The following is a 22526-nucleotide window of genomic DNA, read 5'->3' on the forward strand; positions in this document are numbered from 1 at the left end:
TCACCCTTCACTCTCGAAGTGGGGCGCATTCTACCGACCGAAAAACCTAAGTCAATGCCCTGATTGAATTTTTTTTGAAATTTCGGCGATCGCCTGTCGCCAAGGTCGGCGCCGGGGCCCATGCCGGCCCCAGCCACGGGCCGCTCACTCGACCCGCAGGCTCAGGCGCGCCGAGACCCGGCCGTCGACCTGGCGGTCCAGGCCGGCCTCCGCCACCTGCACGCCCTGCCCGTTCAACTGCTCCAGCCAGGGCAGCAGCTTGGCGAATGGCGCCGGCTGCAGGGCCACCTGCACGGCGCCCTCGCCTTCGTTGTCGAGGCGCTCGACACTCAGTCCGGCCTGGGCCGCCGAAGCCGTGACCATGCCCTGCAGCGCCGCCGGGTCGATCTGCGCCTGTGGCGCCGCGGCATCGGCCTGGCGCACGTTGGGCGCCTGCTGCTGGATGTAGGCATGCAGCGCGCGCTGTTCGGTGAAGTACTGCCGCGCCGACTGCAGATGGCGCTCGGCCGGGCGCCACAGCGCCAGATAGAGCACCACCAGCAGGAGGAACGCACCGAGCCAGAGCAGCGCCAGGCGGTCCCGCGCCGGCAGCCCGCGCCAGCGGATCGCCAGCTGCGAGGTTTCCGCCTGGGCCCTGAGGCGCTCGTGGAATTGCGTCATCACCTTCATCTCAACCTCCTATCACCAGGCGCGCGCTGACCGTCGAGCCATCGCGGCTGGCCGAACCCAGCTGCACCGCCAACCCGGACTCGCTGAGACGCGAACGCAGCCGTTCCAGCACGTCGAAACCGGGAGCCCGCACCTGGAGGGCGACGTCACCGCGAGCGGCGCTGAAGTCCAGTTGCTCGACGCTCACCGTTGGCTCGCCGCCGATCACCGTGGCGGCCTGGCCAAGCAGGCCGAGCAACTGGCCCTCGCCGCCGCTGCTGGCGCTGTCGGCCAGGTGCTGGTCGAACTGCGCGCGCAGGTTGATCAGCTTGCGGTCCTCGGGAAACAGCTGGCGGTAGAGCTCTGCGCTCTGCGCCGCGTAGCGGTCGCCTTCGCGCTGCAACTGCCAGGCCTGGACCAGGGTAAAGCCCCATTGCAACACCAGCCACAGCCCGACCAGCCCCAGCAGCGGCCGCCAACGGCGCCACTGGCTGCTCTGCTGGCGCGCGGCGAACTCGGCCTGGGCCAGGTCGGTGCCCAGCGGCTGCTCGCTCAGCCAGACGTGCGGATTGCCCACCAGGGCCTGGACTTCCACCCCCTCCAGGGGCGCCACCTCCTGCGCGGCGAAGGCCCGCTGCGGCGGCGGGCAACTGTCGCGCAGTACCGGCCAATCCTCGCTGCCGCAGGCCAGGCGTACGGCGCCGCTGCCGCCGAGCAACCAGCGCTCTTCCAGCCAGAACAGGCAACTGCCCTCGCCCGGCAGGCAATCGGCATCGACATGCAGCGAAGCCGGCGCCTTGCCCGCGCCCTCGGCCAGCGCCAGCCAGGCGGCGAGCCAGGTGCGCTGCACGGCGAATACCCGGTGGCGGCCGTCGGCCAGCGCCGGACCAAGGGCAAGGTGCATCTGCTCGACATCGTCGGCCAGTTGTTCCTCCACCGCAAACGGCAGCGACTGGCGCAACCAGCGCGCCTTCTGTGTAGGCAGGTTCACCGCGCAGGCGGTCACCGCCTCCACCGGCAGGTACAGCCGCCAGGGCGCGCGGATCTCCGCCAGCGCCTGGGCGAACGGCGCGCGCCGGCACTCGCCATCCTGCACCCACCATACCGCCAGTTCCCCATCGGCCCCCGCCGTGCTGGCGGGCGGCAGGAACAGCGCACTCACTCCACTCATCGCTCGTCCTTCTTCCAATCGTCGCCGCCCGTCGACGGGATGGGCAGGCCACCCTGCCCCATGTCGCGGGCCATCACGCGTATCTTGCCGTCCTTGCCCCGCTGCAAGGTACTCACCAGCACCTGCCGGCGGTCGCCCAGGCTGACCTCGCTGATCACCTGGAAGTAGCGGGTACCGACGGCATAACTGACGTTTCCGGTCTTCGAACCCAACTGGGTCAGATGCTTGGTGAAATCGTCCTTGCTCTGGAAACCTTCCCGACCGCGGGCGTCCACGATGTTTTCCGCCTGTCCCGGATCGATCTCGAACATGGCGGCCAGCACCGGCACGCTGGCAGTGTTCACGTTCAGCGGCGCATCTTCGGGCAAGGCGCTGACGAACGGCAGCAGGCGTCGATAGTCGGCTTCCGACAATTTCAGCAGGCGCAGCTCGGACACGTCCTTGAAACTGCGGTTGGCGGCGCGGTAGGCCGGCGCCTCCAGCAGGTACTGGTTGTCCTCGGCGCCTTGCTCGCCCTGCGGATTCTGGTCGGCGTCGAGCCAGTCGGCCAGCCGGTCCGGCAAGCCCTGGACGATCTCTTCCTTCATCCCCAGGGTGGCCAGCAGGCGACGGAACTGCTTCACCGAGTCCGGCTTGACCTTGCGCTTGCGCACCAGCCCGTTGAGGTTGAAACGTCCGCTGGGGTCCTCGATCCGCACCCGCAGCTCGCCGCCGTCGTCCAGCTTGAACGGCGTCATCGGTCGCGCCCAGGCCTCGCCCAGGTGGTCCACCGGCTCGCGGGTATTCTCGCCGCCCTGGCGCAGGTCGCGGCGCAGCACCGCTTCCGCCAGGCGTTCGCCGCCCAGCGCATAGTGCCAGGCCTGGCGCACGTGCAACTGGTTGGCGCTGCTGCGTATCGCCAACTGCTGGCGGATGATCAGCCCGGCGCAGACGATGGTCACCACCGCCACCACCAGCAGCACGGTGATCAGCGCGACGCCGCTCTGCCCGCGCCTCATTCCGGCGCCCCCGGCATGCCTTCCGGCGGCTGCGGCACCCCGCCCTCGCCGTTCTCGCCATTCTCGCCGCCCGGCTGGCCCTGCGGCTGGTCCTGCTTGAGCGGCGGATCGAGCAGACGCCAGACGCGCACCAGCTTGCCGTAGTGGCGGTGCTCCAGGGTCATCTCCACCGCCAGCGGCAGGCTTTCCAGGCGCTCCTCCTCGCTGCCTTCGTCGGTCGGCCAGTGGCCCTGCCAGTTGTGCTCCTTGTCGAGGAAGCGCCAGCTCAGCGCGGTAACCCCGTCCAGCACCTGCTGCACCCGTGGCTTGCTGTCCTGGGCGCGGTCCAGAACCAGCCAGTAGCGGCGTTCGAGGGTCTCCCCGGACAGCGACCAGCGCACCCGCTGCAGGCGCGAGCGCGCCTGGCCGAGCGGGTTGCGCCAGCCGCCACGGGTGAATTCGACGATCTGGTCGTTCTCGCCCTCGCTGAGGAAGGCGCCACGGTTATCGCCCAGTTCGTCGCGTACCGGACGTTCGACCGCCTGGGTCAGGTCGCGCTCCAGGGCGCCCATCGCCCGCACCAGCTCGCGCATGCGCTGCTCCTGCACGCGAGTCGCCTGGTCGGTCTGCATCACGCTGTCGAACATGCGGTAGGTGGCCAGGGCCAGCAGGGCGAAGATGGCGATGGCGATCAGCAGCTCGAGCAGGGTGAAGCCCCGCTGTAGCCTCATGGCTGGCTCCCGAGGAAACCGACGAGGCGCGCCGCGGCGCGTTCCTCGATGCTGCCACGCTCGCGGCCGAGGGGCTTCGCCGCGACCCAGACGATCACCCGCCGCATATCCTGCTCGGCGGTGCTGTCGACCTGGGTGCGCCACTCCCAGCGGCGCCCGGCGAACTCCAGCTCGCCCTGGTTGCGGCCGCTGGAGGGCGGCGTCTGTTCCAGTTGCAATTCGTTGAGACGGTTGTCGGCGATCCACATCGCCAGGGTCTTGTCTTCCAGTCGCGAGGCGTTCTGCAGGCTGCGCGCGCTGGCACTGAGCACGCTGGCCGCGACCATGGCGAAGATCGCCAGGGCCACCAGCACTTCCAGCAGGGTGAAACCACGCGCGCGCCTCATCGCCGCGCCACCTCGACCCGTGGCAGGCGGAAACCGTCGCTGCTCAGCGACAACGCCCGCCCCTCGGGTCCGCGCTCGGCCAGGCGCAGGCGGAACGGGCTGAGTTCGCCACTGGAAAGGATCAGCAATTGCGGCTGGTCGGTGCCTTTCTTCTGCTCCTTCTCGCCCTTGCTGCCGGCCAGCACCAGCGGCTGGCCGTCCAGCTCGAAGGTCAGCTCCGCCCACTCCGGCAGGCGGTGGCTGTCGCGCGCCACCGGCAACCAGCGCGCCTTCGCTTCGTCGTAGCGCAGCACCTGATAGGCATCGCGCTCCAGGCGCAGGCCGTACTCGCGGTTGTCCAGCACGGCCTCGTCGGTCAGCACGCCGATCAGCCCGGCGAGCCGCTCGGCCTCGCTGTCCAGCTCCCGCGAGGTGCTGGCGAAGCCGGTGCTGAGCACCGCCAGGCCGATCAGTACGCTGATGATGACCATCACCACCATCAGCTCGATGAGGGTGAAGCCGCGCGAAGCCCGCATGTCCGGTCAGTTGTCCCAGTTGCCGATTTCGGCGTCGTTGTCGCTGCCGCCTTCCTTGCCGTCGGCGCCCAGCGAATACAGGTCGAACGGGCCCTTGGTGCCCGGCGCCAGGTACTGGTAGGGATTGCCCCACGGGTCGACCGGCAGCTTCTTCAGGTAGCCGTCCTTGTTCCAGTTCTTCGGCTGCGGGTTGCCGGTGGGCTTCTTCACCAGCGCCTCGAGGCCCTGCTGGGTGCTCGGATAGGCGAAGTTGTCCAGCTTGTACATGTCCAGCGCGGCAGCGATGGCCTTGATGTCGCCCTTGGCCACGGTGACCTTGGCCTGGTCGGGACGGCTCATCACCTGCGGCACCACCAGGGCGGCGAGGATGCCGAGGATGACCACCACGACCATGATTTCGATCAGGGTGAAGCCCGACTGTTGGCGACGCTGCAATGGGCGGCTCTGATTCACGCGATTACCCCACGAGTTGGTTGAGAGAAAGGATCGGAAGAAGAATGGCAAGGACGATGACCAGCACCACCGCGCCCATGAATATCAGCATGAACGGTTCGAACAGGCCGACCATCAGGCCGATCTGCGCCGCCAGGTCGTTCTCCTGGTTGCGCGCGGTGCGCGCCAGCATCTGGTCCAGCTCGCCGGAGCGCTCGCCGCTGGCGATCATGTGCAGCATCATCGGCGGGAACTGCCCGGTGGCTTCCAGCGAGCGGGTCAGGCTGGCGCCCTCGCGGACCTTCTGCGCGGCCTTGACCACTTCGTTGCGGATGATCCGGTTGGCGATCACCTCGGCGGCGATCGCCAGCGCCTCCACCAGCGGCACGCCGCTGCGGGTGAGGATCGCCAGGGTCGAGGCGAAGCGCGCGGTGTCGGTGGAACGCACCAGCCGACCAACCAGCGGCACACGCAGCAGGAAGCCATGCCAGCGCTCGCGAAAGGCATCCTTGCGCAGCGCGTAGCGGAAGCCGATCACGCCGCCGATCGCCGCGACGAAGGCCAGTGCGCCCCAGGCCTTGACCCAGTCGCTGACGCCGATCAGCACGCGGGTCAACAGCGGCAGGGTCTGCCCGCTGTCGATGAACACCCGGACCACGTCGGGCACCACGTAGCCCAGCAGGAAGCCGACGATGGCCAGCGAAGCGACCATCAGGATCACCGGATAGAGCAGCGCCAGCTGGATCTTCTGCCGCGACTGCTGGCGCTGCTCGGTGTAGTCGGCAAGTTGCTCCAGCACCGGGCCGAGGTGCCCGGCATGCTCGCCGGCAGCCACAGTCGCCCGGTACAGCTCGGGAAAGGCGGTGGGAAACTCGCGCAGGCTGCCGGCCAGGCTGTGGCCTTCGAGGACCTTGGCGCGCACGGCGAGAAGCATCGACTGGATGCGCTGCGAGGTGGACTGCGCCGCGGCGGCGCGCAGCGCCTCCTCGATCGGCAACGCGGCCTGGACCAGGGTCGCCAGTTGGCGGGTCACCAATGCCAGGTCGCGCGCGGACAGTCCGCGGGCGAACGTCAGGCGCCCGCCCTGCCCGCTCTGCTCGCGGGTACGGGTGGGCTTCACATCGAGCGGCGCCAATTGGCGCTCGCGCAGCAATTGGCGGACCTGGCGCGCGCTGTCCGCCTCCAGCACGCCCTTCTGCTGGCGACCGCTGGGGTCGAGGGCGAGGTATTCGAAGGCGGCCATTATTCTTCCCGGGTCACGCGCAGGACTTCCTCGACCGTAGTGACGCCTTCCAGCACCTTGCGCCGACCGTCGTCGCGGATGCTTGGTCCGCTGGTGCGGGCATGCCGGGTCATTTCCTGCTCGGAGGATTCGTTGTGGATCAGCGAGCGCATGTGGTCGTCGAACACCACCAGTTCATAGATACCGGTACGCCCGCGATAGCCATGCTGGTGGCACTCGCCGCAGCCGCGGGCGCGATGCAGAGTCGGCGGCGCGGCGGGATCGACGCCGAGCAGCGCGCACTCGGCCTCGTCGGCGCGGTAGGGCTCCTTGCACGCCGGGCAGAGCACCCGCACCAGGCGCTGGGCCAGCACGCCAAGCATGGAGGAGGACAGCAGGAACGGCTCGATGCCCATGTCCACCAGTCGGGTGATCGCGCCGATGGCGCTGTTGGTGTGCAGGGTCGAGAGCACCAGGTGGCCGGTCAGCGAAGCCTGCACCGCGATCTCGGCGGTCTCCCGGTCGCGGATCTCGCCGACCATCACCACGTCCGGGTCCTGCCGGAGGATCGCCCGCAGGCCGCGGGCGAAGGTCATGTCGACCTTGGCGTTGACCTGGGTCTGGCCGATGCCCTCCAGGTGGTATTCGATCGGATCCTCGACGGTGAGGATGTTCCGCGTGCGGTCGTTGAGCGTGGTCAGGCTGGCGTACAGGGTGGTGGTCTTGCCCGAGCCGGTGGGGCCGGTGACCAGCAGGATGCCGTGCGGCTTGCGCACCGTTTCGTCCATCAGCTTGCGGTCGCGCTCGCTCATGCCCAGGTGTTGCAGGTTCAGGCGCCCGGCCTGCTTGTCGAGCAGACGCAGCACCACCCGTTCGCCGTTGGCCGAGGGCAGGGTCGAGACGCGGATGTCCACCTCGCGCCCGCCGACCCGCAGGGAAATCCGCCCATCCTGGGGAATACGCTTCTCGGCGATGTCCAGCCGCGCCATGACCTTGATCCGCGATACCAGCAGGGCCGCCAGCTCGCGCTTGGGCTCCAGCACCTCGCGCAGCACGCCGTCGACGCGGAAGCGCACCACCAGGCGTTTCTCGAAGGTTTCCAGGTGGATGTCCGAGGCGTTCTCGCGGATCGCCTCGCCGAGGATCGCGTTGATCAGGCGAATGATCGGCGCGTCGTCCTCCTGCTCCATCAGGTCCTCGGTTTCCGGGACCTGGTCGGCCAGCGCGGCGAGGTCCAGGCTGCCGCCGAGGTCCTCGGCGAGCTGCATGGCCGCCGAGGAGTCGTGCTGGTAGGAGGCCGCCAGGGCCTGGTTGAAGGCGTCCTCGCCGAGCGCCTTGAGCGGCAGGCGGCGGCCGGCGAAGCGCTGCGCCTCGGCGATCGCCGCCAGCTCCACCTGCGGCCGGCAGGCCAGCCAGTACTGCTCCTCCAGGCACAGGAACAACAGGCCCTGGCGCTTGGCGAAGCTGAACGGCAGACGCCGTGGCGGTGCGGCCGGCGCGGCGATGTCGGGTAATGGGGCTGTCATCATGGATGCCTTATAGCGGTAACCTTACAGAAGTATCTTGGTCGTATATGACCACTGAACGGTTACCGTCAGTATTGTTAGTTGTTAGTCGTTTTGTGCGGCCGATCCCGAGTTCCTCTTGCAGAAGTATCCTGGCGAGCCGTTATCTTAAGCACAAGCGTGCCTGGCCCGGCCAGTCACACCTATTGATAGAAGTAGGTAGCCTACCGGCAACGAACTGCTATGATCCCTCGGCGATCTTCAGACATAACGATAAAGACCAGGAGTGATGTATTGCCTTTCTCCGGCGCCTCTTCCCGCTGGCTGCAGCGGTATGCCCCGGCCCTTCTGGCTGTTGCCCTGATCATCGCCATGAGCATCAGCCTCGCCTGGCAGGCGGCCGGCTGGTTGCGCCTGCAACGCAGCCCGGTAGCCGTCGCCGCCTCGCCGGTCAGCCACGAGTCGATCCGCAGCGATCCGACCCGCCTGGCGCGCCTCTTCGGCACCAGCGCCCAGGACCCCAACGCCCCGCCACCGGCCACCAACCTCGACCTGGTGCTCAAGGGCAGCTTCGTCCAGAGCGATCCCAAGCTGTCCAGCGCGATCATCCAGCGCCAGGGCGACAAGCCGCACCGCTACGCGGTCGGCGGCGAGATCAGCGACGGCGTGAAGCTGCACGCGGTCTACCGCGACCGCGTCGAACTGCAGCGCGGCGGGCGCCTGGAAAGCCTGCCCTTCCCGCACCGTTCCGGGGGACTGCTGGCCAGCGCGGACGACATTACAAGCGAGAACGACTCGATCGAACAACTGCAAAGCCTGCAGGATGAGAACGCTGCAGCATTGCGCGAGCGCCTGGATGCCTTGCGCCAGCAAATGGAAGCCACGCCCATCGCAGAACCCGCCGAAGAAGACTCGAGCGAGCCCACGACCACGCCTACGGAAAGCGACTGACCCGATGTCCCAGCCCTTGTTCCGCGCCCTGTTTACCCCCACCAGTCGTTCGTACGTTCCCGCCGTCCTTCTCAGCCTGGCCCTCGGCATCCAGGCGGCGCACGCCGAAAACAGCGGCGGGAACGCCTTCGTCCCGGCCGGCAACCAGCAGGAGGCGCACTGGACGATCAACCTCAAGGATGCCGACATCCGCGAATTCATCGACCAGATTTCCGAAATCACCGGCGAGACCTTCGTCGTCGACCCGCGGGTCAAGGGCCAGGTCAGCGTGGTCTCCAAGGCCCAGCTCTCGTTGAGCGAGGTCTACCAGTTGTTCCTCTCGGTGATGAGCACCCACGGCTTCACCGTGGTCGCCCAGGGCGACCAGGCGCGCATCGTGCCCAACGCTGAGGCCAAGACCGAGGCCGGTGGCGGCCAGAGCGCGCCGGATCGGCTGGAGACGCGGGTGATCCAGGTGCAGCAGAGCCCGGTATCGGAACTCATCCCGCTGATCCGTCCGCTGGTCCCGCAATATGGCCACCTCGCCGCGGTGCCTTCGGCCAACGCGCTGATCATCAGCGACCGCAGCGCCAATATCGCGCGAATCGAAGACGTGATCCGCCAGCTCGACCAGAAGGGCAGCCACGACTACAGCGTGATCAACCTGCGCTACGGCTGGGTGATGGACGCCGCCGAGGTGCTCAACAACGCCATGAGCCGCGGCCAGGCCAAGGGCGCGGCGGGCGCCCAGGTGATCGCCGACGCGCGCACCAACCGCCTGATCATCCTCGGCCCGCCGCAGGCGCGCGCCAAGCTGGTGCAACTGGCGCAGTCGCTGGACACCCCGACCGCGCGCTCGGCCAACACCCGGGTGATCCGCCTGCGCCATAACGACGCCAAGACCCTCGCGGAAACCCTCGGCCAGATCTCCGAAGGCATGAAGAACAACGGCGGCCAGGGCGGCGAACAGACCGGCGGCGGCCGACCGAGCAACATCCTGATCCGTGCCGACGAAAGCACCAATGCGCTGATCCTGCTGGCCGACCCGGATACGGTCAACGCCCTCGAGGACATCGTTCGCCAGCTCGACGTGCCGCGCGCCCAGGTATTGGTGGAAGCGGCCATCGTCGAAATCTCCGGCGACATCCAGGATGCCGTCGGCGTGCAATGGGCGATCAACAAGGGCGGCATGGGCGGGACCAGGACCAACTTCGGCAATACCGGGCTGTCCATCGGCACCCTGCTGCAAGCGCTCAAGGACGACAAGCCGCCGGCGCTTCCCGACGGCGCCATCGTCGGTATCGGCAGCAGCAGCTTCGGCGCGCTGGTCACCGCGCTGTCGGCGAACAGCAAGAGCAACCTGCTGTCGACCCCGAGCCTGCTGACCCTGGACAACCAGAAAGCGGAAATACTGGTCGGTCAGAACGTCCCCTTCAATACCGGCTCCTACACTACCAACAGCGAAGGTTCGAGCAATCCTTTCACCACGGTCGAACGCAAGGACATCGGCGTCAACCTCAAGGTCACCCCGCACATCAACGACGGCGCGGCCCTGCGCCTGGAGATCGAGCAAGAAATCTCCTCCATCGCCCCCAGCGTGCAGCAGGTCAGCAACACCGACATCATCACCAACAAGCGCTCGATCAAGAGCACCATCCTCGCCGAGAACGGCCAGGTCATCGTGCTCGGCGGCCTGATCCAGGACGACGTGGTGCAGGCAGAGTCCAAGGTACCGCTGCTCGGCGACATTCCCTGGCTGGGCAAGCTATTCCGCTCGACCAAGGACACTCACACCAAGCGCAACCTGATGGTCTTCCTGCGCCCGACCGTAGTGCTCGACGGCGCAGGCCTGGCGGCGATTTCCGGGAAGAAGTACAGCGACATCCGCGTGCTCGACGGCCGTCGCAGCCCAGAAGGCCGTGGGAGCATCTTGCCGAGCAGCGCCGGACAATTGTTCGACGGTCAGACCGTCGACCTGCGCGACCTGAAAGCGGAGTAACGTTCCTCAGGCTCTCCTGCGAGACAGCGGAGGACAACAAAAAAGGCGCGGCCCCTTGCGGGTCAGCGCCTTTTTCACATCGACATGGCAACACTCAGTCGAGGTAGACCATTTTCCGGGTCATGCCGCCATCGACCAGGAATTCCTGGCCGGTGACGAAACCGGCGTCCTCGGAGAGCAGCCAGGCCACCAGCGACGCGACATCCTCCACCGTTCCGACCCGGCCGACCAGGTGTTGGTCGTGGTCCAGCTCGGTCAGCGGCGCAGCCTCGCGCTCGGCGGCCTCGCGGGTATCGATCCAGCCGGGGCTGAGCGCATTGACACGGATCTCCGGGCCCAGGCTGGCGGCCAGGGCATGGGTCAGCGCCAGCAACCCGCCCTTGCTCGCGGCGTAGGCCTCGGAGTCAGGCTCCGACTGGTGGGCACGAGTCGAGGCGATGTTGACGATGGCGCCGTTGTGCGCGCGCAGATAAGGCGTGCAGTACTTGGCCAGCAGCATCGGACCGGTCAGGTTGACCGCCAGGGTCCGGGCCCACTCGCCGAGGCTCAGCGCCTCCAGCGGCGTATTGCGCGGATTGGCGATGGCGGCGTTGCAGACCAGGCCGTCGAGGCGGCCGAACTGACCGAGCACCTCGGCCACGCTCATCGCCACCTGGCCCTCCTGGGCCACGTCCATGGCCACGAACCAGGCGTGCTCGCCCAGCGCCTCGGCCACCCTGGCACCGCGTTCACGGTCGTTGTCGGCCAGCACTACCTGCCAGCCCTCGGCGATCAGCCAGGCACTGATGCCCAGGCCAATGCCCCGGGCCGCCCCGGTGACCAGGGCGACCTTGCCGTTGCCTCGCAGATTGGGTTCGATCACAGCGCGGCCAGCCCCCGGGCCATGTCGGCCTTGAGGTCGTCGAGATCCTCCAGGCCGACCGCGACCCGGATCAGGCTGTCGCCGATCCCGGCGCGCGCGCGGTCCTCGGGGGACAGCCGACCGTGGGAGGTGGTCGCCGGGTGGGCGATGGTGGTCTTGGTGTCGCCCAGGTTGGTGGTGATCGAGACCATCCGGGTGGCGTCGATGAAGCGCCAGGCGGCATCGCGCCCGCCCTTCACGTCGAAGCTGACGACCGCGCCGAAGCCGCTCTGCTGGCGCCGGGCCAACTCATGCTGAGGATGGCTCTGCAGGCCCGCGTAGTAGACCCGCTCGATGCCCGGCTGGCGCTCCAGCCATTCGGCCAGGGCCAGGGCACTGGCGCTGTGCGCCTGCATGCGGATACGCAGGGTTTCCAGGCCCTTGAGGAACAGCCAGGCGTTGAACGGGCTGAGGGTCGGTCCGGCGGTGCGGAGAAAGCCGACCACTTCCTTCATCTGCTCGCCGCGACCGGCAACCACCCCGCCCATGCCCCGGCCCTGGCCGTCGATGTACTTGGTCGCGGAGTGGATCACCACGTCCGCACCGAGCTTCAGCGGCTGTTGCAGGGCCGGCGTGCAGAAGCAGTTGTCCACCGCCAGCAGCGCACCCTTGGCGTGGGCGATCTCGGCCAGCGCGGCAATATCCACCAGCTCGGCCAGCGGGTTGGATGGCGACTCGACGAAGAACAGCTTGGTATTCGGCTTGCACGCCGCCTCCCAGGCCGCGAGATCGCTCAACGGCGGATAGTCGACCTGGATGCCGAAGCGCTTGAAGTACTTGTCGAACAGGCTGATGGTCGAGCCGAACACGCTGCGCGAGACCAGCACGTGGTCGCCGGAGCTGCACAGGCTCATCACCAGGGCGAGGATCGCCGACATGCCCGACGCCGTGGCCACCGCCTGCTCGGCTCCTTCGAGGGCGGCGATGCGCTCCTCGAAGGTGCGTACCGTGGGGTTGGTGTAGCGCGAATAGACGTTGCCCGGCACTTCGCCGGCGAACCGCGCGGCCGCGTCGGCGGCGGTGCGGAAGACGTAGCTGGAGGTGGTGAACAGCGCCTCGCCGTGCTCGCCCTCCGGCGTCCGCCGTTGCCCGGCGCGAACCGCCAGGGTGTCGAAGGCCGCGCCTTCCAGGTCGCTGTCGAGACGCCCGGCATCCCAGTCCTGAGTCATGCCGCTCTCCCCTTTGTCAGTCGTTGTACAGATCGATGATCGCGCTGACCGCCTGGCTCTTGGCCTTGGTCGCATCGTTGCGCGCCTGTTCGATCCGGTTCAGGTAGGCCTCGTTGACGTCGCCGGTCACGTACTCGCCGTCGAACACGGCGCAGTCGAAGTGATCGATCTTGATCTTGCCGCCGCCGACCGCGTCGATCAGATCGGGCAGGTCCTGGTAGACCAGCCAGTCGGCGCCGATCAGCTTGCTGACGTCCTCGGTGCTGCGATTGTGCGCGATCAGCTCGTGCGCACTCGGCATGTCGATGCCGTAGACGTTGGGGTAGCGCACGGCCGGCGCGGCGGAGCAGAAGTAGACGTTCTTCGCCCCGGCCTCGCGGGCCATCTGGATGATCTGCTTGCAGGTGGTGCCGCGGACGATGGAGTCATCCACCAGCATCACGTTCTTGCCGCGGAACTCCAGCTCGATGGCGTTGAGCTTCTGCCGCACGGATTTCTTCCGCGCCGCCTGGCCGGGCATGATGAAGGTGCGGCCGATGTAGCGGTTCTTGACGAAGCCCTCGCGGAACTTCACGCCGAGCCGGTTGGCCAGTTCCAGCGCCGCGGTGCGGCTGGTGTCCGGGATCGGGATGACCACGTCGATGTCGTGGTCGGGACGCTCGCGGAGGATCTTGTCGGCAAGCTTCTCGCCCATGCGCAGGCGCGCCTTGTACACCGAGATGCCGTCCATGATCGAATCCGGACGCGCCAGGTAGACGTGCTCGAAGATGCACGGCGCGTATTTCGGCGCCTTGGCGCACTGGCGGGTGTAGAGCTTGCCTTCCTCGGTGATGTATACCGCCTCGCCCGGCGCCAGGTCGCGGATCAGGGTGAAGCCGAGTACGTCCAGGGCCACGCTCTCGGAGGCGATCATGTATTCGACGCCATTCTCGGTATGCCGCTGGCCGAAGACGATCGGACGGATCGCATTGGGGTCGCGGAAACCGACGATGCCGTGGCCGGTGATCATCGCCACCACCGCGTAGCCGCCGACGCAACGGTCGTGCACGCAGGAAACCGCGGCGAAGATGTCCTCCTCGGTGGGCTGCAGCTTGTTGCGCACCGCCAGCTCGTGGGCGAACACGTTGAGCAGCACTTCCGAGTCGGAGTTGGTGTTCACGTGGCGCAGGTCGGATTCGTAGATTTCCTTGGCCAACTGCTCGACATTGGTCAGGTTGCCGTTGTGCGCCAGGGTAATGCCGTAGGGCGAGTTGACGTAGAACGGCTGCGCCTCCGCCGAGCTGGAGCTGCCGGCGGTCGGGTAACGCACATGGCCGATGCCGACGCTGCCGATCAGGCGCTGCATGTGGCGCTGCTGGAAGACGTCGCGGACCAGGCCGTTGTCCTTGCGCAGGTACAGCTTATCGTCATGGCAGGTGACGATACCGGCAGCGTCCTGGCCGCGATGTTGGAGGACGGTGAGCGCGTCATACAGCGCCTGATTGACGTTCGACTTGCCCACGATACCGACGATGCCACACATGTGACGCAACCCCTACTTGGCTCAAGCTGGAAAGATGGGAAGCGCGATCGGTCCGTCCCGGACCATCGAGCTGACCAGGGCCTCGTGGGCCGCTGGCTCCCGCGAATCGGCGACCTTCGCCGCCGACTGGCTCGCGGCACGTCCTGTGCCGCCGGCGCCGCGCCATCGACGCGCCGCCCTGGAAAACCGCGGGACTTGGCCTCAGCCAGTGTCCCGCCAAAATCACTGGCTGGGAAGCAGCCCGCCGATGCCGCTCGGCGGCGTTATCGGCGCGGCCGGCAACCACTGGCCGGCGAAACCGAGAATGAAGTTCTTCGACCAGTCGGCAACCATCAGGAAATGCGGCATCAGCACCGACTGCTGCCACCAAGGGTCCTGCTGTACCGGGGCCAGGCTGAGCAGGCCGACCAGCAGCACGACCAGCAGTACGCCGCGCGCACCGCCGAAGACCATGCCGAGGAAGCGGTCGGTGCCGGACAGGCCGGTGACCCGGATCAGTTCGCCGATGAGGTAGTTGACCAGCGCCCCGAGCAGCAGGGTCGCGATGAACAGCAGCGCGCAGGCTGCGATGATGCGGGCCGAGGGGGTCTGGATGTATTCGCCCAGGTGCTGCGCCAGCGCCCCGCCGAACATCCAGGCCACCGCGCCGGCGACTATCCAGGTAAGCAGGGACAAGGCTTCCTTGACGAAGCCGCGACTCAGACTGATCAGGCTGGAAACGACGATGATGGCGACCATCGTCCAATCGACCCAGGTAAATGCCACTATGCAGCCCACAAGCAGAAAAGGCGCTGCATTTTAGCAGAGCGCGCCCGCGACGGTAAGCCGCGGGTCGCGGTCAACCGCGTTCCGGCTGGAAGCGCACGACGAAGCCGTTGAGCTTCTGCTGCTTGCTCAGCTGGTCGCGCAGGCGATCCGCCTCGGCGCGCTGGATCACCGGCCCGACGAAGACCCGGTTCATCCCATCGAAACTGCGGATGTAGGCGTTGTAGCCCTGGGAGCGCAGGGTCTTCTGCAGTTCCTCGGCGCGCGCCCGGTTGGACAGGCTGGCAAGCTGTACCGACCAGCTCTGCGGCAGGTTGTTGGCGTCCAGGCGCTTCTCCGCGGGCGGCGGGCTCGGCGGCGCAGCGGGCGGTTGCGGCTGGCTTGGCGGCGGGCTGGCGGCCGGCGCCTGGGTCTGGGCAGGCGGCGGGGTCGCCGGCAGGCCGCCGATCGGCTGGCTGGGCTGGCCGGCGGCGGCCGAGGAGCCTTCCTCGACGATCTCGGGAGCGATGTCTTCTTCGCCGGGCTGCAGTTCCGGCACCTCGGTCGGCTGCACCTCGACACTGGGCATGGCCGGCGCTTGCGGGCGCGGCGGCGCTTCCACCACGACCTGGCGCGACTCGTCTTCGCGGGTGAACAGCATCGGCAGGAAGATCACCGCCAGGGCGATCAGCACCAACGCCCCGACGATGCGCTGCTTCAGCCCTCTTTCCAGCAAGGCCATGATTTACTCCCCCTTATCCGTTCTACGGGCCAGCCATTCCAGGCCTTCGGCCACGCTATAGAACGATCCGAACAGCAGAATGACATCATCCGCGGTAGCCTTGGCGCACTGCGCGTCCAGGGCGGCGGCGATATCCGCATGGCTGCTCGCCGGAACCTGGCGCAGGATCAGCGCCGCCTCCAGCTCCGCGGCCGGCCGCGAACGCGGGGTCGGCAACGGTGCAACGGCCCAATCCTGCACCAAGCCGGTCAAGGGTTCCAGTACGCCATCCAGGTCCTTGTCCGCCAGCAGGCCGAAGACCGCCAGGTAGCGTCCTCGTGGCGCTGCGGCACGCAGGCGTTGCGCCAGGTACTGGGCGGCCTGGGGATTGTGCCCGACGTCCAGCAGGAGCTGGCGTGGCTGGCCGTTCCAGGACAGGTCGCGGCGATCGAGGCGACCGGTCACCCGGGTCCGCCGCAGCGCCTCGGCCAGGCGCTCCGCCTGCCAGGGCAACTCGAGCAACGCGTAGGCCTGCAGGGCCAGCGCGGCGTTTTCCATGGGCAACTCGAGCAACGGCAGATCGTGCAGCGCCAGCGCCTGGCCGTCCGCGGCCAGCCCGCGCCAGTGCCAGCCATGATCGGCGAGCGCCAGGTCGTAGTCGCGACCGCGCAGGTAAAGCGGTGCCCCCAGCGCAGCCACCTGCTCCAGCAATGGCTGCGGGGGATCGAGATCGCCGCACAGGGCCGGTTTGCCGGCGCGCAGGATACCGGCTTTCTCGAAAGCCACGCTTTCGCGGGTATCGCCCAGCCACTCGGCATGGTCCAGGCCGATGCTGGTGATCAGCGCCAGGTCGGCGTCGATCAGGTTGACCGCATCCAGGCGCCCGCCAAGGCCGACTTCCAGCACCGCGAAGTCCAGCCCGGCGCGCTCGAACAGCCAGAAGGCGGCCAGCGTGCCCATTTCGAAATAGGTCAGGGAAATCTCGCCGCGTGCGGCCTCCACCGCGGAGAAGGCGTCGCACAGTTGCGCATCGCCGGCCTCGATGCCGTCGATCCGCACCCGCTCGTTGTAGCGCAGCAGGTGCGGCGAGCTGTAGACCCCGACCGACACCCCCTGCTCACGCAGCAGCTCGGCGAGCAGGGCGCAGGTAGAGCCCTTGCCGTTGGTCCCGGTAACGGTGACCACGCGTTTCGCCGGCCTTCCCAGGCCGAGCCGGCGCGCTACCTCGCGGGAACGCTCCAGGCCCATGTCGATGGCCGTCGGATGGAGTTGTTCGAGATAGCTCAGCCAATCGGCCAGGGAACGCTGGGTCATGCGGATACGGGGCTCGGCGAATGAGTGAAGGCCGACAGCAGATTGGCCAGGCGCGGCCGCAACTCGGCACGATGCACGATCATGTCGATGGCGCCATGCTCGAGGAGGAACTCGCTACGCTGGAAGCCTTCCGGCAGCTTCTCGCGGACGGTCTGCTCGATCACGCGGGGACCGGCGAAGCCGATCAGCGCCTTGGGTTCGCCGACGATCACGTCGCCGAGCATCGCCAGGCTGGCGGAAACGCCGCCGTAGACCGGGTCGGTCAATACCGAGACGAACGGGATGCCTTCTTCGCGCAGGCGCGCCAGGACCGCCGAAGTCTTGGCCATCTGCATCAGCGAGATCAGCGCTTCCTGCATGCGCGCGCCGCCGGAGGCGGAGAAGCAGATCAGCGGGCAGCGCTTCTCCAGGGCGACGTTGGCCGCGCGAACGAAGCGCTCGCCGACGATGGCGCCCATCGAACCGCCCATGAAGGAGAACTCGAAGGCGCAGGCGACCACCGGCATACCCTGCAGCTTGCCGCTCATGGCGATCAGCGCGTCCTTCTCGCCGGTGTCCTTCTGTGCCGCGGCGAGGCGATCCTTGTACTTCTTGCTGTCGCGGAATTTCAGGCGGTCCACCGGCTCGAGGTCGGCACCCAGCTCCTCGCGACCGTCCTCATCGAGGAAGATGTCCAGGCGGGTACGCGCGTTGATGCGCATGTGGTGGTCGCACTTCGGGCAGACATCCAGGGTCTTTTCCAGCTCCGGACGGTACAGCACGGCTTCGCAGGACGGGCATTTGTGCCACAGGCCTTCCGGTACCGAACTCTTCTGGGACTCGGAACGCATGATGGAAGGGATCAGCTTGTCTACCAGCCAGTTGCTCATGCTCTTTGTTCTCCAGTGCAAGGTCGGGATGGCCGCACCGATCCGGTGACGGCGTCCCTGAGCAAATTCATCTTCGTGACCGCCGGCAGCGGTGGGCCCCACGGCTGCGAAGCGTTTCGCGGCCTGTCCCATCCCCCGCCTGCGCGGTCACCTGGGCGATACCCGGCGAGCGGCTATCGCGAAATATCTGGCCTCCCTATCGGCGGCCGGGCGTTGTCGCGGAAACGGCGACACGCTAGTGGACGGCGGCGGGCCGCCCGCCGTCACATCATGTCTCGTCGCGGCGCCGCGAACGCACCGCGTCCACGAACGCGCGGACCCTCGCCGCATCCTTGATTCCCTTGCTCGCCTCGACGCCACCGCTGACGTCCACCGCGTAGGGCTTGACCTGCTCGACTGCCCTGCCGACGTTATCCGGCGTCAGACCGCCGGCCAGCACCAGGGGTTTGCCCAGGTCGGCCGGCACCAGCGACCAGTCGAACGCCGCCCCCGTGCCGCCGGGCACGCCTTCCACATAGGTATCCAGGAGAATCCCGGCAGCTCCCGGATATGCCGCCGCGCGCCCGACGATGTCGTCGCCGGGCTTCATCCGCAGGGCTTTCAGGTAGGGTCGCCGATGTCCCTCGCAGTCCTCGGCGCGCTCGTCGCCATGGAATTGCAGTAGGTCCAGCGGCACCGCATCGAGAATCTCGCCCAGTTCGCAGCGGCTGGCGTTGACGAACAGGCCGACGCTGGTCACGAACGGCGGCAGGGCACGAACGATTTCCCGCGCCCGATGGATATCCACCGCCCGCGGGCTCTTCGCATAGAACACCAGGCCGATGGCATCGGCGCCCGCCGCGGCGGCGGCCAGGGCGTCCTCGACTCGGGTGATACCGCAGATCTTGATGCGAACGGCTGGCAACGACGGAGAATCCTCGGCGAGTGAGCGACGAACCGCCGGACGGCCGGTCCGGCGGGAATTCTCGATGGTAGCAAAAGCCCGATTCGACGTCAGCCGACGATATCGGGCAATCCGGAAAGGAAATGCGGCCCCAGGTAGCGCTCGGGCAACTCGAACTCCCCGGGGTACTCCACCCGCACCAGATAGAGTCCGTAGGGGTGCGCGGTGACCCCACCGGCGCGCCGGTCGCGCGCCTCGAGCACCTCCTTCGCCCATTCGATCGGCCGCTCGCCGGCACCGATGGTCATCAGGACGCCAGCGATGTTGCGCACCATATGGTGAAGGAAAGCGTTACCGCGGATGTCCAGCACGATCAACCGACCATGCTCCAGCAAGCGCACGTGATGCATGGTCTTGACCGGCGACTTGGCCTGGCACTGCACCGCCCGAAACGAGGTGAAGTCATGGGTGCCGACCAGTACCTGGGCCGCCTCGCGCATCCGCCCGATATCCAGCGGCCGATGGTTCCAGGTGACCTCCTCGGCCAGGTGCGCCGGGCGGATCGGATCGTTGTAGATGGCGTAGCGATAGCGCCGGGCCATGGCCGAGAAGCGCGCGTGGAAATGCGCCGGCATCACCCTCGCCCAGGTCACACTGATATCCGCGGGCAGGTTGGCGTTGGTGCCCATCACCCATGCTTTCAACGGGCGCTCCACCGCGGTGTCGAAATGCACCACCTGGCCGCTGGCATGAACGGCAGCGTCGGTACGGCCGGCGCAGATCACCCCGACCGGCTCGGCGGCAACCTTCGACAAGGCGCGCTCCAGCGCTTCCTGCACGGAAGGCACGCCGGCTTCCTGGCGCTGCCAGCCACGATAGCGGGAGCCCTTGTACTCGATGCCGAGGGCGATTCTGGAAACGCCAGCGGCAGCCGATTCGGCTGCCGCTGGCGGAACAACATCGTTCATGAGGGTCGCTTCATTTCCGGATCAGGCCAGGCGCTCCAGCAACTCGCGGGCTTCCGCCTGCTGGCTGTCGTTACCTTCGGCCAGGACTTCGTCGAGGATATCGCGCGCGCCTTCGCTATCGCCCATGTCGATGTAGGCGCGAGCCAGATCCAGCTTGGTCGCCGCTTCGTCGGCACCGGAGAGGAAGTCGAAGTCATCGTCGGCGTCTCCGTCCAGGGCGGAGGCGACCGCTGCATCCTCGGCGGAGAAACTCGGCGCCGCGCTCTTCGGCTCGTCAAGGTTGCTGGCCAACTCGTCCAACTGCGCACTCACCTCGTCCAACTGGGCGGCGAAACTGTCCTCGCCCTTCTCCGGAGCGGCCGGCTCCGTCGGCTCGTCGGCCAGCGACAGGTCGAAGTCGTCCGGCAGGGACAACGCCGGCTCTTCGGCAGCCTCGGTATCGAGGGTGAATTCGTTGTCGGCGGGTGCCGCGGCGGGCACCTCGTCGTTCAGCGAAAGCAGGAAGTCGTCGTCCGAAAGCTTGTCTTCCGGCGCATCGAGATCCAGGGAGAAATCGCCCAGGTCGTCATGCTTGGGTTGGCTCGGAGTCTCTGCCAACTCCGCGAAATCCAGGCCGAAGTCGAGATCGTCGACAGGCTTGTCCGCCGCGGTCGAGGCCGCCAGGTCCAGATCGCTGTCCAGGGTCAGGTCGTCCAGCGCCCCGCTGTCGGACTTGAGGTCGGCCTGCACGTCGTCGCTGCCAAGATCGCCGCCGCCCAGGTCGTCCAGGCTCAGGTCGAAGGCGTCGTCGAGATCCTGTCCTGCCGCATCCGGCTTGGCCGCGTGACCGCTGTCGTCGAGCGACAGATCGTCGAGGCTGAAGCTATCCAGCTCGTCCTGCGCCAGCTTGGCGCCGGCCAGGCCGGCAACCGCGGCGACCGCGACCATTGCCGGATAGCGCGACTTGAGCTGCTCGACCTGCGGCTGTGCGCCGCCGATTTCGCGCAGCTCGTTTTCCTGGCGAGCGAAACCTTCGCGATCACCCATCTCGGCATAGACTTCCATCAGCTTGAGGCGCAGGTCGGTGCGCTGCGGCTCGTCGTAGATGGCGTTCTGCAACAGTTCGGCGGCCTGGTTGAAACGCCCGTAGGCGATATAGATGTCGGCCTCGCCCAGAGCATCGGAAGTCTGCGCAGTGGTCTTCTCGACCTGCGGCGCAGCGGCTGCGACCTGCGGTTCAGGCTCGTCGAGGGTCAGGTCGTCGAAGCCGTCCTTTCCCAGGTCCAGCGCATCCTCCTGTTCCTCGCCGGCATCCGCGGCGAAAGCCTGGGCTTCTTCCTTCTCTTTCTGCGCATTGCGCCGCGACAGGATCATCAGCAGCACCAGCAACGCCAGCAGTGCGCTACCGCCGATCACCGCCAACCACAGCGGGTTGGCCAGCAGTTCGTCGAGGAAGCTCGGTGCCGGCTGTTCTGCCGCCTGTACCGGAGCGGGCGCCGGAACGGCAGGTGCCGGAGGCTTCTCGGCAACTGGCGCGGGCGGCGGCGCCACCGGAGGCTGCGCCGGAGCGGCGGGTGCGTCTCCGGCCGGAGCAGGAGTCGGCGCTGCCGCAGCGGGAGTCCCGGGCTGAGCCGGCGCCTGCGCGGCTGCATTGGGCTGGGACGCATCCGGCAGGGCTGCGTTCGGCTGGGCTGCGCCCTGGCCTTCGGCGCCCAACTGCCCTTGCAGCTTGGCCAACTGGGCGTCCTTCAACTGGATCAACTTCTGCAGCTTGTCCAACTGGCTCTGCAGATCCTGCATGCGGCTCTGCAGTTCTTCGTTCTCGCGGCGAGTGCTATCGAGGCTTTCCTTGGTCACCGCCAGGGTATCGGCGATCGCCTTGCTGTCGCCCTTCCCGCCCTTGTCGGCCCCCTTGCTGGCCTTGCCCTCGCCAGACACCAGGCGCAGGTTGTCCGTGGCGTCGACCTTGGATGGCGCCGACCCGGCGGTATTGCGCTGGGTCGCATCCAACTGCCTGGCGCCAGCGCTGCCCGCGGCCGGATTGCGGCTGCCGCGCCAGCTCTGGTTCTGCGCCTGCACCTGGGACAGCGCCTCGCGCGGCGAGCGCTCCAGCATCTGCTGTTCGGTGGGAATGCGCAGGACCTGGCCGCTCTTCAGCCGGTTGATGTTGCCATCGACGAAGGCGCCCGGATTCAGTTCCTGGAACGCAAGCATCGCCTGGGGTACGGAAACGCGATCGGTACGGTTGCGCTGGGCGATCTCCCAGAGCGTGTCGTTGGAAACGGTACGATAGGTGTCGCTGCCTACCGGCGCGGTGGTACGCACCGGAGCCGGCGCCTGCGGGGCTCGCGGGGCGCCGGTCGCGCGCGGCGCGCTGACCGGCGCTTGCGGAGCGCTTGCCGCGGCCTGCGGGGAGTACAGCGGCGGATCCAGCAGGACGGTGTACTCGCGCAGCAGGCGGCCGTTCGGCCAGAGCACCTGGACCAGGAAGTTCAGGTAGGGCTCCTGCACCGGCTTCGACGAGGTCACGCGAATGACGCTCTTGCCGTTGGGCTTCACCACCGGCGTGAACTTCAGGTCGGTGAGGTAGTACAGGCGATCGACGCCCGCCTTGCTGAACTCTTCCGGCGACGCCAGGCTCGGGATCACCTCGCCCGAACCCAGGTCACGAACTTCGAGCAGCTCGATCTCGGCATCCAACGGTTGGTTCAACGCCGACTTCAGGGTGATTTCCCCCAGTCCCAATCCATGCGCCATGCCGGAAGTCAGGACCGAGGCCGCCGCGATTGCCCGAACCAGTGTACGAAGCCGAACCATAGTGTAATCCCTTGGTTTTAATATCTTTTCTCGATTCACGAGAGGGAGTGCGTCGGTGCTTGCTGTCCGCTCGCCCAGCCATGCATGGACGGACGCTCCCCGGCAGCAGCGGATCGAACCAGT

The 22526-nt window shown here is 67.5% G+C and carries 21 protein-coding genes; 2 read left to right on the plus strand and 19 right to left on the minus strand.

The window, feature by feature from the left end:
• Positions 1-144: 144 nt before the first annotated feature.
• Genes xcpZ through xcpR form a run of 9 tightly spaced genes read right to left on the minus strand, consistent with a single transcriptional unit; the run spans position 145 to position 7611 of the window.
• On the minus strand, positions 145-669 hold the full coding sequence (gene xcpZ / locus HMPREF2914_RS09345) for a GspM family type II secretion system protein XcpZ (protein WP_003091369.1): 525 nt from the start codon (positions 667-669) through the stop codon (positions 145-147).
• 1 nt (position 670) lies between these two features.
• Complete coding sequence (gene xcpY / locus HMPREF2914_RS09350) at positions 671-1819, minus strand: GspL family type II secretion system protein XcpY (protein ID WP_023091552.1); 1149 nt, start codon at positions 1817-1819, stop codon at positions 671-673.
• Entirely contained in the window at positions 1816-2817 is a 1002-nt protein-coding gene (gene xcpX, locus HMPREF2914_RS09355) for a GspK family T2SS minor pseudopilin variant XcpX (RefSeq protein ID WP_003091371.1), read from the minus strand. Before xcpX ends, xcpY begins: the two co-directional genes overlap by 4 nt.
• Entirely contained in the window at positions 2814-3527 is a 714-nt protein-coding gene (xcpW, locus tag HMPREF2914_RS09360) for a GspJ family T2SS minor pseudopilin variant XcpW (protein WP_003110067.1), read from the minus strand. Before xcpW ends, xcpX begins: the two co-directional genes overlap by 4 nt.
• A complete protein-coding gene (gene xcpV / locus HMPREF2914_RS09365; protein WP_003091373.1) occupies positions 3524-3913 on the minus strand; it encodes a GspI family T2SS minor pseudopilin variant XcpV in 390 nt (129 codons plus the stop codon). Before xcpV ends, xcpW begins: the two co-directional genes overlap by 4 nt.
• Positions 3910-4428, minus strand: coding sequence for a GspH family T2SS minor pseudopilin variant XcpU (gene xcpU, locus HMPREF2914_RS09370; protein WP_003103530.1), 519 nt, complete (start codon positions 4426-4428; stop codon positions 3910-3912). Before xcpU ends, xcpV begins: the two co-directional genes overlap by 4 nt.
• A 6-nt stretch (positions 4429-4434) precedes the next feature.
• Complete coding sequence (gene xcpT / locus HMPREF2914_RS09375) at positions 4435-4881, minus strand: GspG family T2SS major pseudopilin variant XcpT (protein WP_003130409.1); 447 nt, start codon at positions 4879-4881, stop codon at positions 4435-4437.
• Positions 4882-4885: 4 nt separating this feature from the next.
• A complete protein-coding gene (gene xcpS / locus HMPREF2914_RS09380) occupies positions 4886-6103 on the minus strand; it encodes a GspF family T2SS innner membrane protein variant XcpS (RefSeq protein ID WP_003091376.1) in 1218 nt (405 codons plus the stop codon).
• Positions 6103-7611 carry a GspE family T2SS ATPase variant XcpR gene (gene xcpR, locus HMPREF2914_RS09385; RefSeq protein WP_003091377.1) on the minus strand — a complete coding sequence of 503 codons (1509 nt, stop codon included), beginning with the start codon at positions 7609-7611 and terminating at the stop codon, positions 6103-6105. The genes xcpS and xcpR overlap by 1 nt, the downstream gene beginning before the upstream one ends.
• A 219-nt stretch (positions 7612-7830) precedes the next feature.
• On the opposite strand from xcpR, the gene xcpP reads away from it, so the two are divergent.
• Together xcpP and xcpQ are read left to right on the plus strand one after the other, a co-directional pair.
• On the plus strand, positions 7831-8538 hold the full coding sequence (xcpP, locus tag HMPREF2914_RS09390) for a type II secretion system protein N (RefSeq protein ID WP_003119750.1): 708 nt from the start codon (positions 7831-7833) through the stop codon (positions 8536-8538).
• 4 nt (positions 8539-8542) lie between these two features.
• Positions 8543-10516, plus strand: coding sequence for a GspD family T2SS secretin variant XcpQ (gene xcpQ / locus HMPREF2914_RS09395; RefSeq protein WP_023091551.1), 1974 nt, complete (start codon positions 8543-8545; stop codon positions 10514-10516).
• Positions 10517-10610: 94 nt separating this feature from the next.
• Here xcpQ and HMPREF2914_RS09400 read toward each other — a convergent pair whose 3' ends face one another.
• The 10 genes from HMPREF2914_RS09400 to fimV form a co-directional block, all read right to left on the minus strand.
• Positions 10611-11378: an SDR family oxidoreductase gene (locus HMPREF2914_RS09400; RefSeq protein ID WP_023091550.1), complete on the minus strand. Its 768-nt coding sequence runs from the start codon at positions 11376-11378 to the stop codon at positions 10611-10613.
• Entirely contained in the window at positions 11375-12586 is a 1212-nt protein-coding gene (locus HMPREF2914_RS09405; RefSeq protein ID WP_003110062.1) for an O-succinylhomoserine sulfhydrylase, read from the minus strand. The genes HMPREF2914_RS09400 and HMPREF2914_RS09405 overlap by 4 nt, the downstream gene beginning before the upstream one ends.
• A gap of 16 nt (positions 12587-12602) precedes the next feature.
• Complete coding sequence (gene purF / locus HMPREF2914_RS09410; RefSeq protein WP_003091383.1) at positions 12603-14108, minus strand: amidophosphoribosyltransferase; 1506 nt, start codon at positions 14106-14108, stop codon at positions 12603-12605.
• A gap of 222 nt (positions 14109-14330) precedes the next feature.
• The gene (locus tag HMPREF2914_RS09415) at positions 14331-14873 is read right to left on the minus strand and encodes a CvpA family protein (protein ID WP_003113932.1); all 543 of its coding nucleotides are present in this window, start codon (positions 14871-14873) and stop codon (positions 14331-14333) included.
• 73 nt (positions 14874-14946) lie between these two features.
• Positions 14947-15594, minus strand: coding sequence for an SPOR domain-containing protein (locus HMPREF2914_RS09420; protein ID WP_023091549.1), 648 nt, complete (start codon positions 15592-15594; stop codon positions 14947-14949).
• A 3-nt stretch (positions 15595-15597) separates the two neighbouring features.
• Positions 15598-16887: a bifunctional tetrahydrofolate synthase/dihydrofolate synthase gene (folC, locus tag HMPREF2914_RS09425; RefSeq protein ID WP_023091548.1), complete on the minus strand. Its 1290-nt coding sequence runs from the start codon at positions 16885-16887 to the stop codon at positions 15598-15600.
• Positions 16884-17756 carry an acetyl-CoA carboxylase, carboxyltransferase subunit beta gene (gene accD / locus HMPREF2914_RS09430; RefSeq protein WP_003104199.1) on the minus strand — a complete coding sequence of 291 codons (873 nt, stop codon included), beginning with the start codon at positions 17754-17756 and terminating at the stop codon, positions 16884-16886. Before accD ends, folC begins: the two co-directional genes overlap by 4 nt.
• A gap of 268 nt (positions 17757-18024) precedes the next feature.
• A complete protein-coding gene (locus tag HMPREF2914_RS09435; protein WP_003091389.1) occupies positions 18025-18660 on the minus strand; it encodes a phosphoribosylanthranilate isomerase in 636 nt (211 codons plus the stop codon).
• Positions 18661-18749: 89 nt separating this feature from the next.
• Positions 18750-19607 carry a tRNA pseudouridine(38-40) synthase TruA gene (gene truA / locus HMPREF2914_RS09440; protein WP_003091390.1) on the minus strand — a complete coding sequence of 286 codons (858 nt, stop codon included), beginning with the start codon at positions 19605-19607 and terminating at the stop codon, positions 18750-18752.
• A gap of 21 nt (positions 19608-19628) precedes the next feature.
• On the minus strand, positions 19629-22403 hold the full coding sequence (gene fimV / locus HMPREF2914_RS09445) for a motility hub landmark protein FimV (RefSeq protein ID WP_023091547.1): 2775 nt from the start codon (positions 22401-22403) through the stop codon (positions 19629-19631).
• Positions 22404-22526 lie beyond the last annotated feature (123 nt).

Source organism: Pseudomonas sp. HMSC067G02 (genome assembly GCF_001813485.1).
Lineage (GTDB): Bacteria > Pseudomonadota > Gammaproteobacteria > Pseudomonadales > Pseudomonadaceae > Pseudomonas > Pseudomonas aeruginosa.

Bases quoted from the DNA above. Each gene is read 5' to 3' on its own strand.
- HMPREF2914_RS09405 (WP_003110062.1), bottom strand. From the start codon at position 12,586: ATGACTCAGGACTGGGATGCCGGGCGTCTCGACAGCGACCTGGAAGGC.
- folC (WP_023091548.1), bottom strand. From the start codon at position 16,887: ATGACCCAGCGTTCCCTGGCCGATTGGCTGAGCTATCTCGAACAACTC.
- fimV (WP_023091547.1), bottom strand. From the start codon at position 22,403: ATGGTTCGGCTTCGTACACTGGTTCGGGCAATCGCGGCGGCCTCGGTC.
- xcpY (WP_023091552.1), bottom strand. From the start codon at position 1,819: ATGAGTGGAGTGAGTGCGCTGTTCCTGCCGCCCGCCAGCACGGCGGGG.
- xcpZ (WP_003091369.1), bottom strand. From the start codon at position 669: ATGAAGGTGATGACGCAATTCCACGAGCGCCTCAGGGCCCAGGCGGAA.
- xcpP (WP_003119750.1), top strand. From the start codon at position 7,831: ATGATCCCTCGGCGATCTTCAGACATAACGATAAAGACCAGGAGTGAT.
- xcpS (WP_003091376.1), bottom strand. From the start codon at position 6,103: ATGGCCGCCTTCGAATACCTCGCCCTCGACCCCAGCGGTCGCCAGCAG.
- truA (WP_003091390.1), bottom strand. From the start codon at position 19,607: ATGAACGATGTTGTTCCGCCAGCGGCAGCCGAATCGGCTGCCGCTGGC.
- HMPREF2914_RS09420 (WP_023091549.1), bottom strand. From the start codon at position 15,594: ATGGCCTTGCTGGAAAGAGGGCTGAAGCAGCGCATCGTCGGGGCGTTG.
- xcpV (WP_003091373.1), bottom strand. From the start codon at position 3,913: ATGAGGCGCGCGCGTGGTTTCACCCTGCTGGAAGTGCTGGTGGCCCTG.
- xcpU (WP_003103530.1), bottom strand. From the start codon at position 4,428: ATGCGGGCTTCGCGCGGCTTCACCCTCATCGAGCTGATGGTGGTGATG.
- accD (WP_003104199.1), bottom strand. From the start codon at position 17,756: ATGAGCAACTGGCTGGTAGACAAGCTGATCCCTTCCATCATGCGTTCC.
- xcpR (WP_003091377.1), bottom strand. From the start codon at position 7,611: ATGATGACAGCCCCATTACCCGACATCGCCGCGCCGGCCGCACCGCCA.
- xcpQ (WP_023091551.1), top strand. From the start codon at position 8,543: ATGTCCCAGCCCTTGTTCCGCGCCCTGTTTACCCCCACCAGTCGTTCG.
- xcpW (WP_003110067.1), bottom strand. From the start codon at position 3,527: ATGAGGCTACAGCGGGGCTTCACCCTGCTCGAGCTGCTGATCGCCATC.
- purF (WP_003091383.1), bottom strand. From the start codon at position 14,108: ATGTGTGGCATCGTCGGTATCGTGGGCAAGTCGAACGTCAATCAGGCG.
- xcpX (WP_003091371.1), bottom strand. From the start codon at position 2,817: ATGAGGCGCGGGCAGAGCGGCGTCGCGCTGATCACCGTGCTGCTGGTG.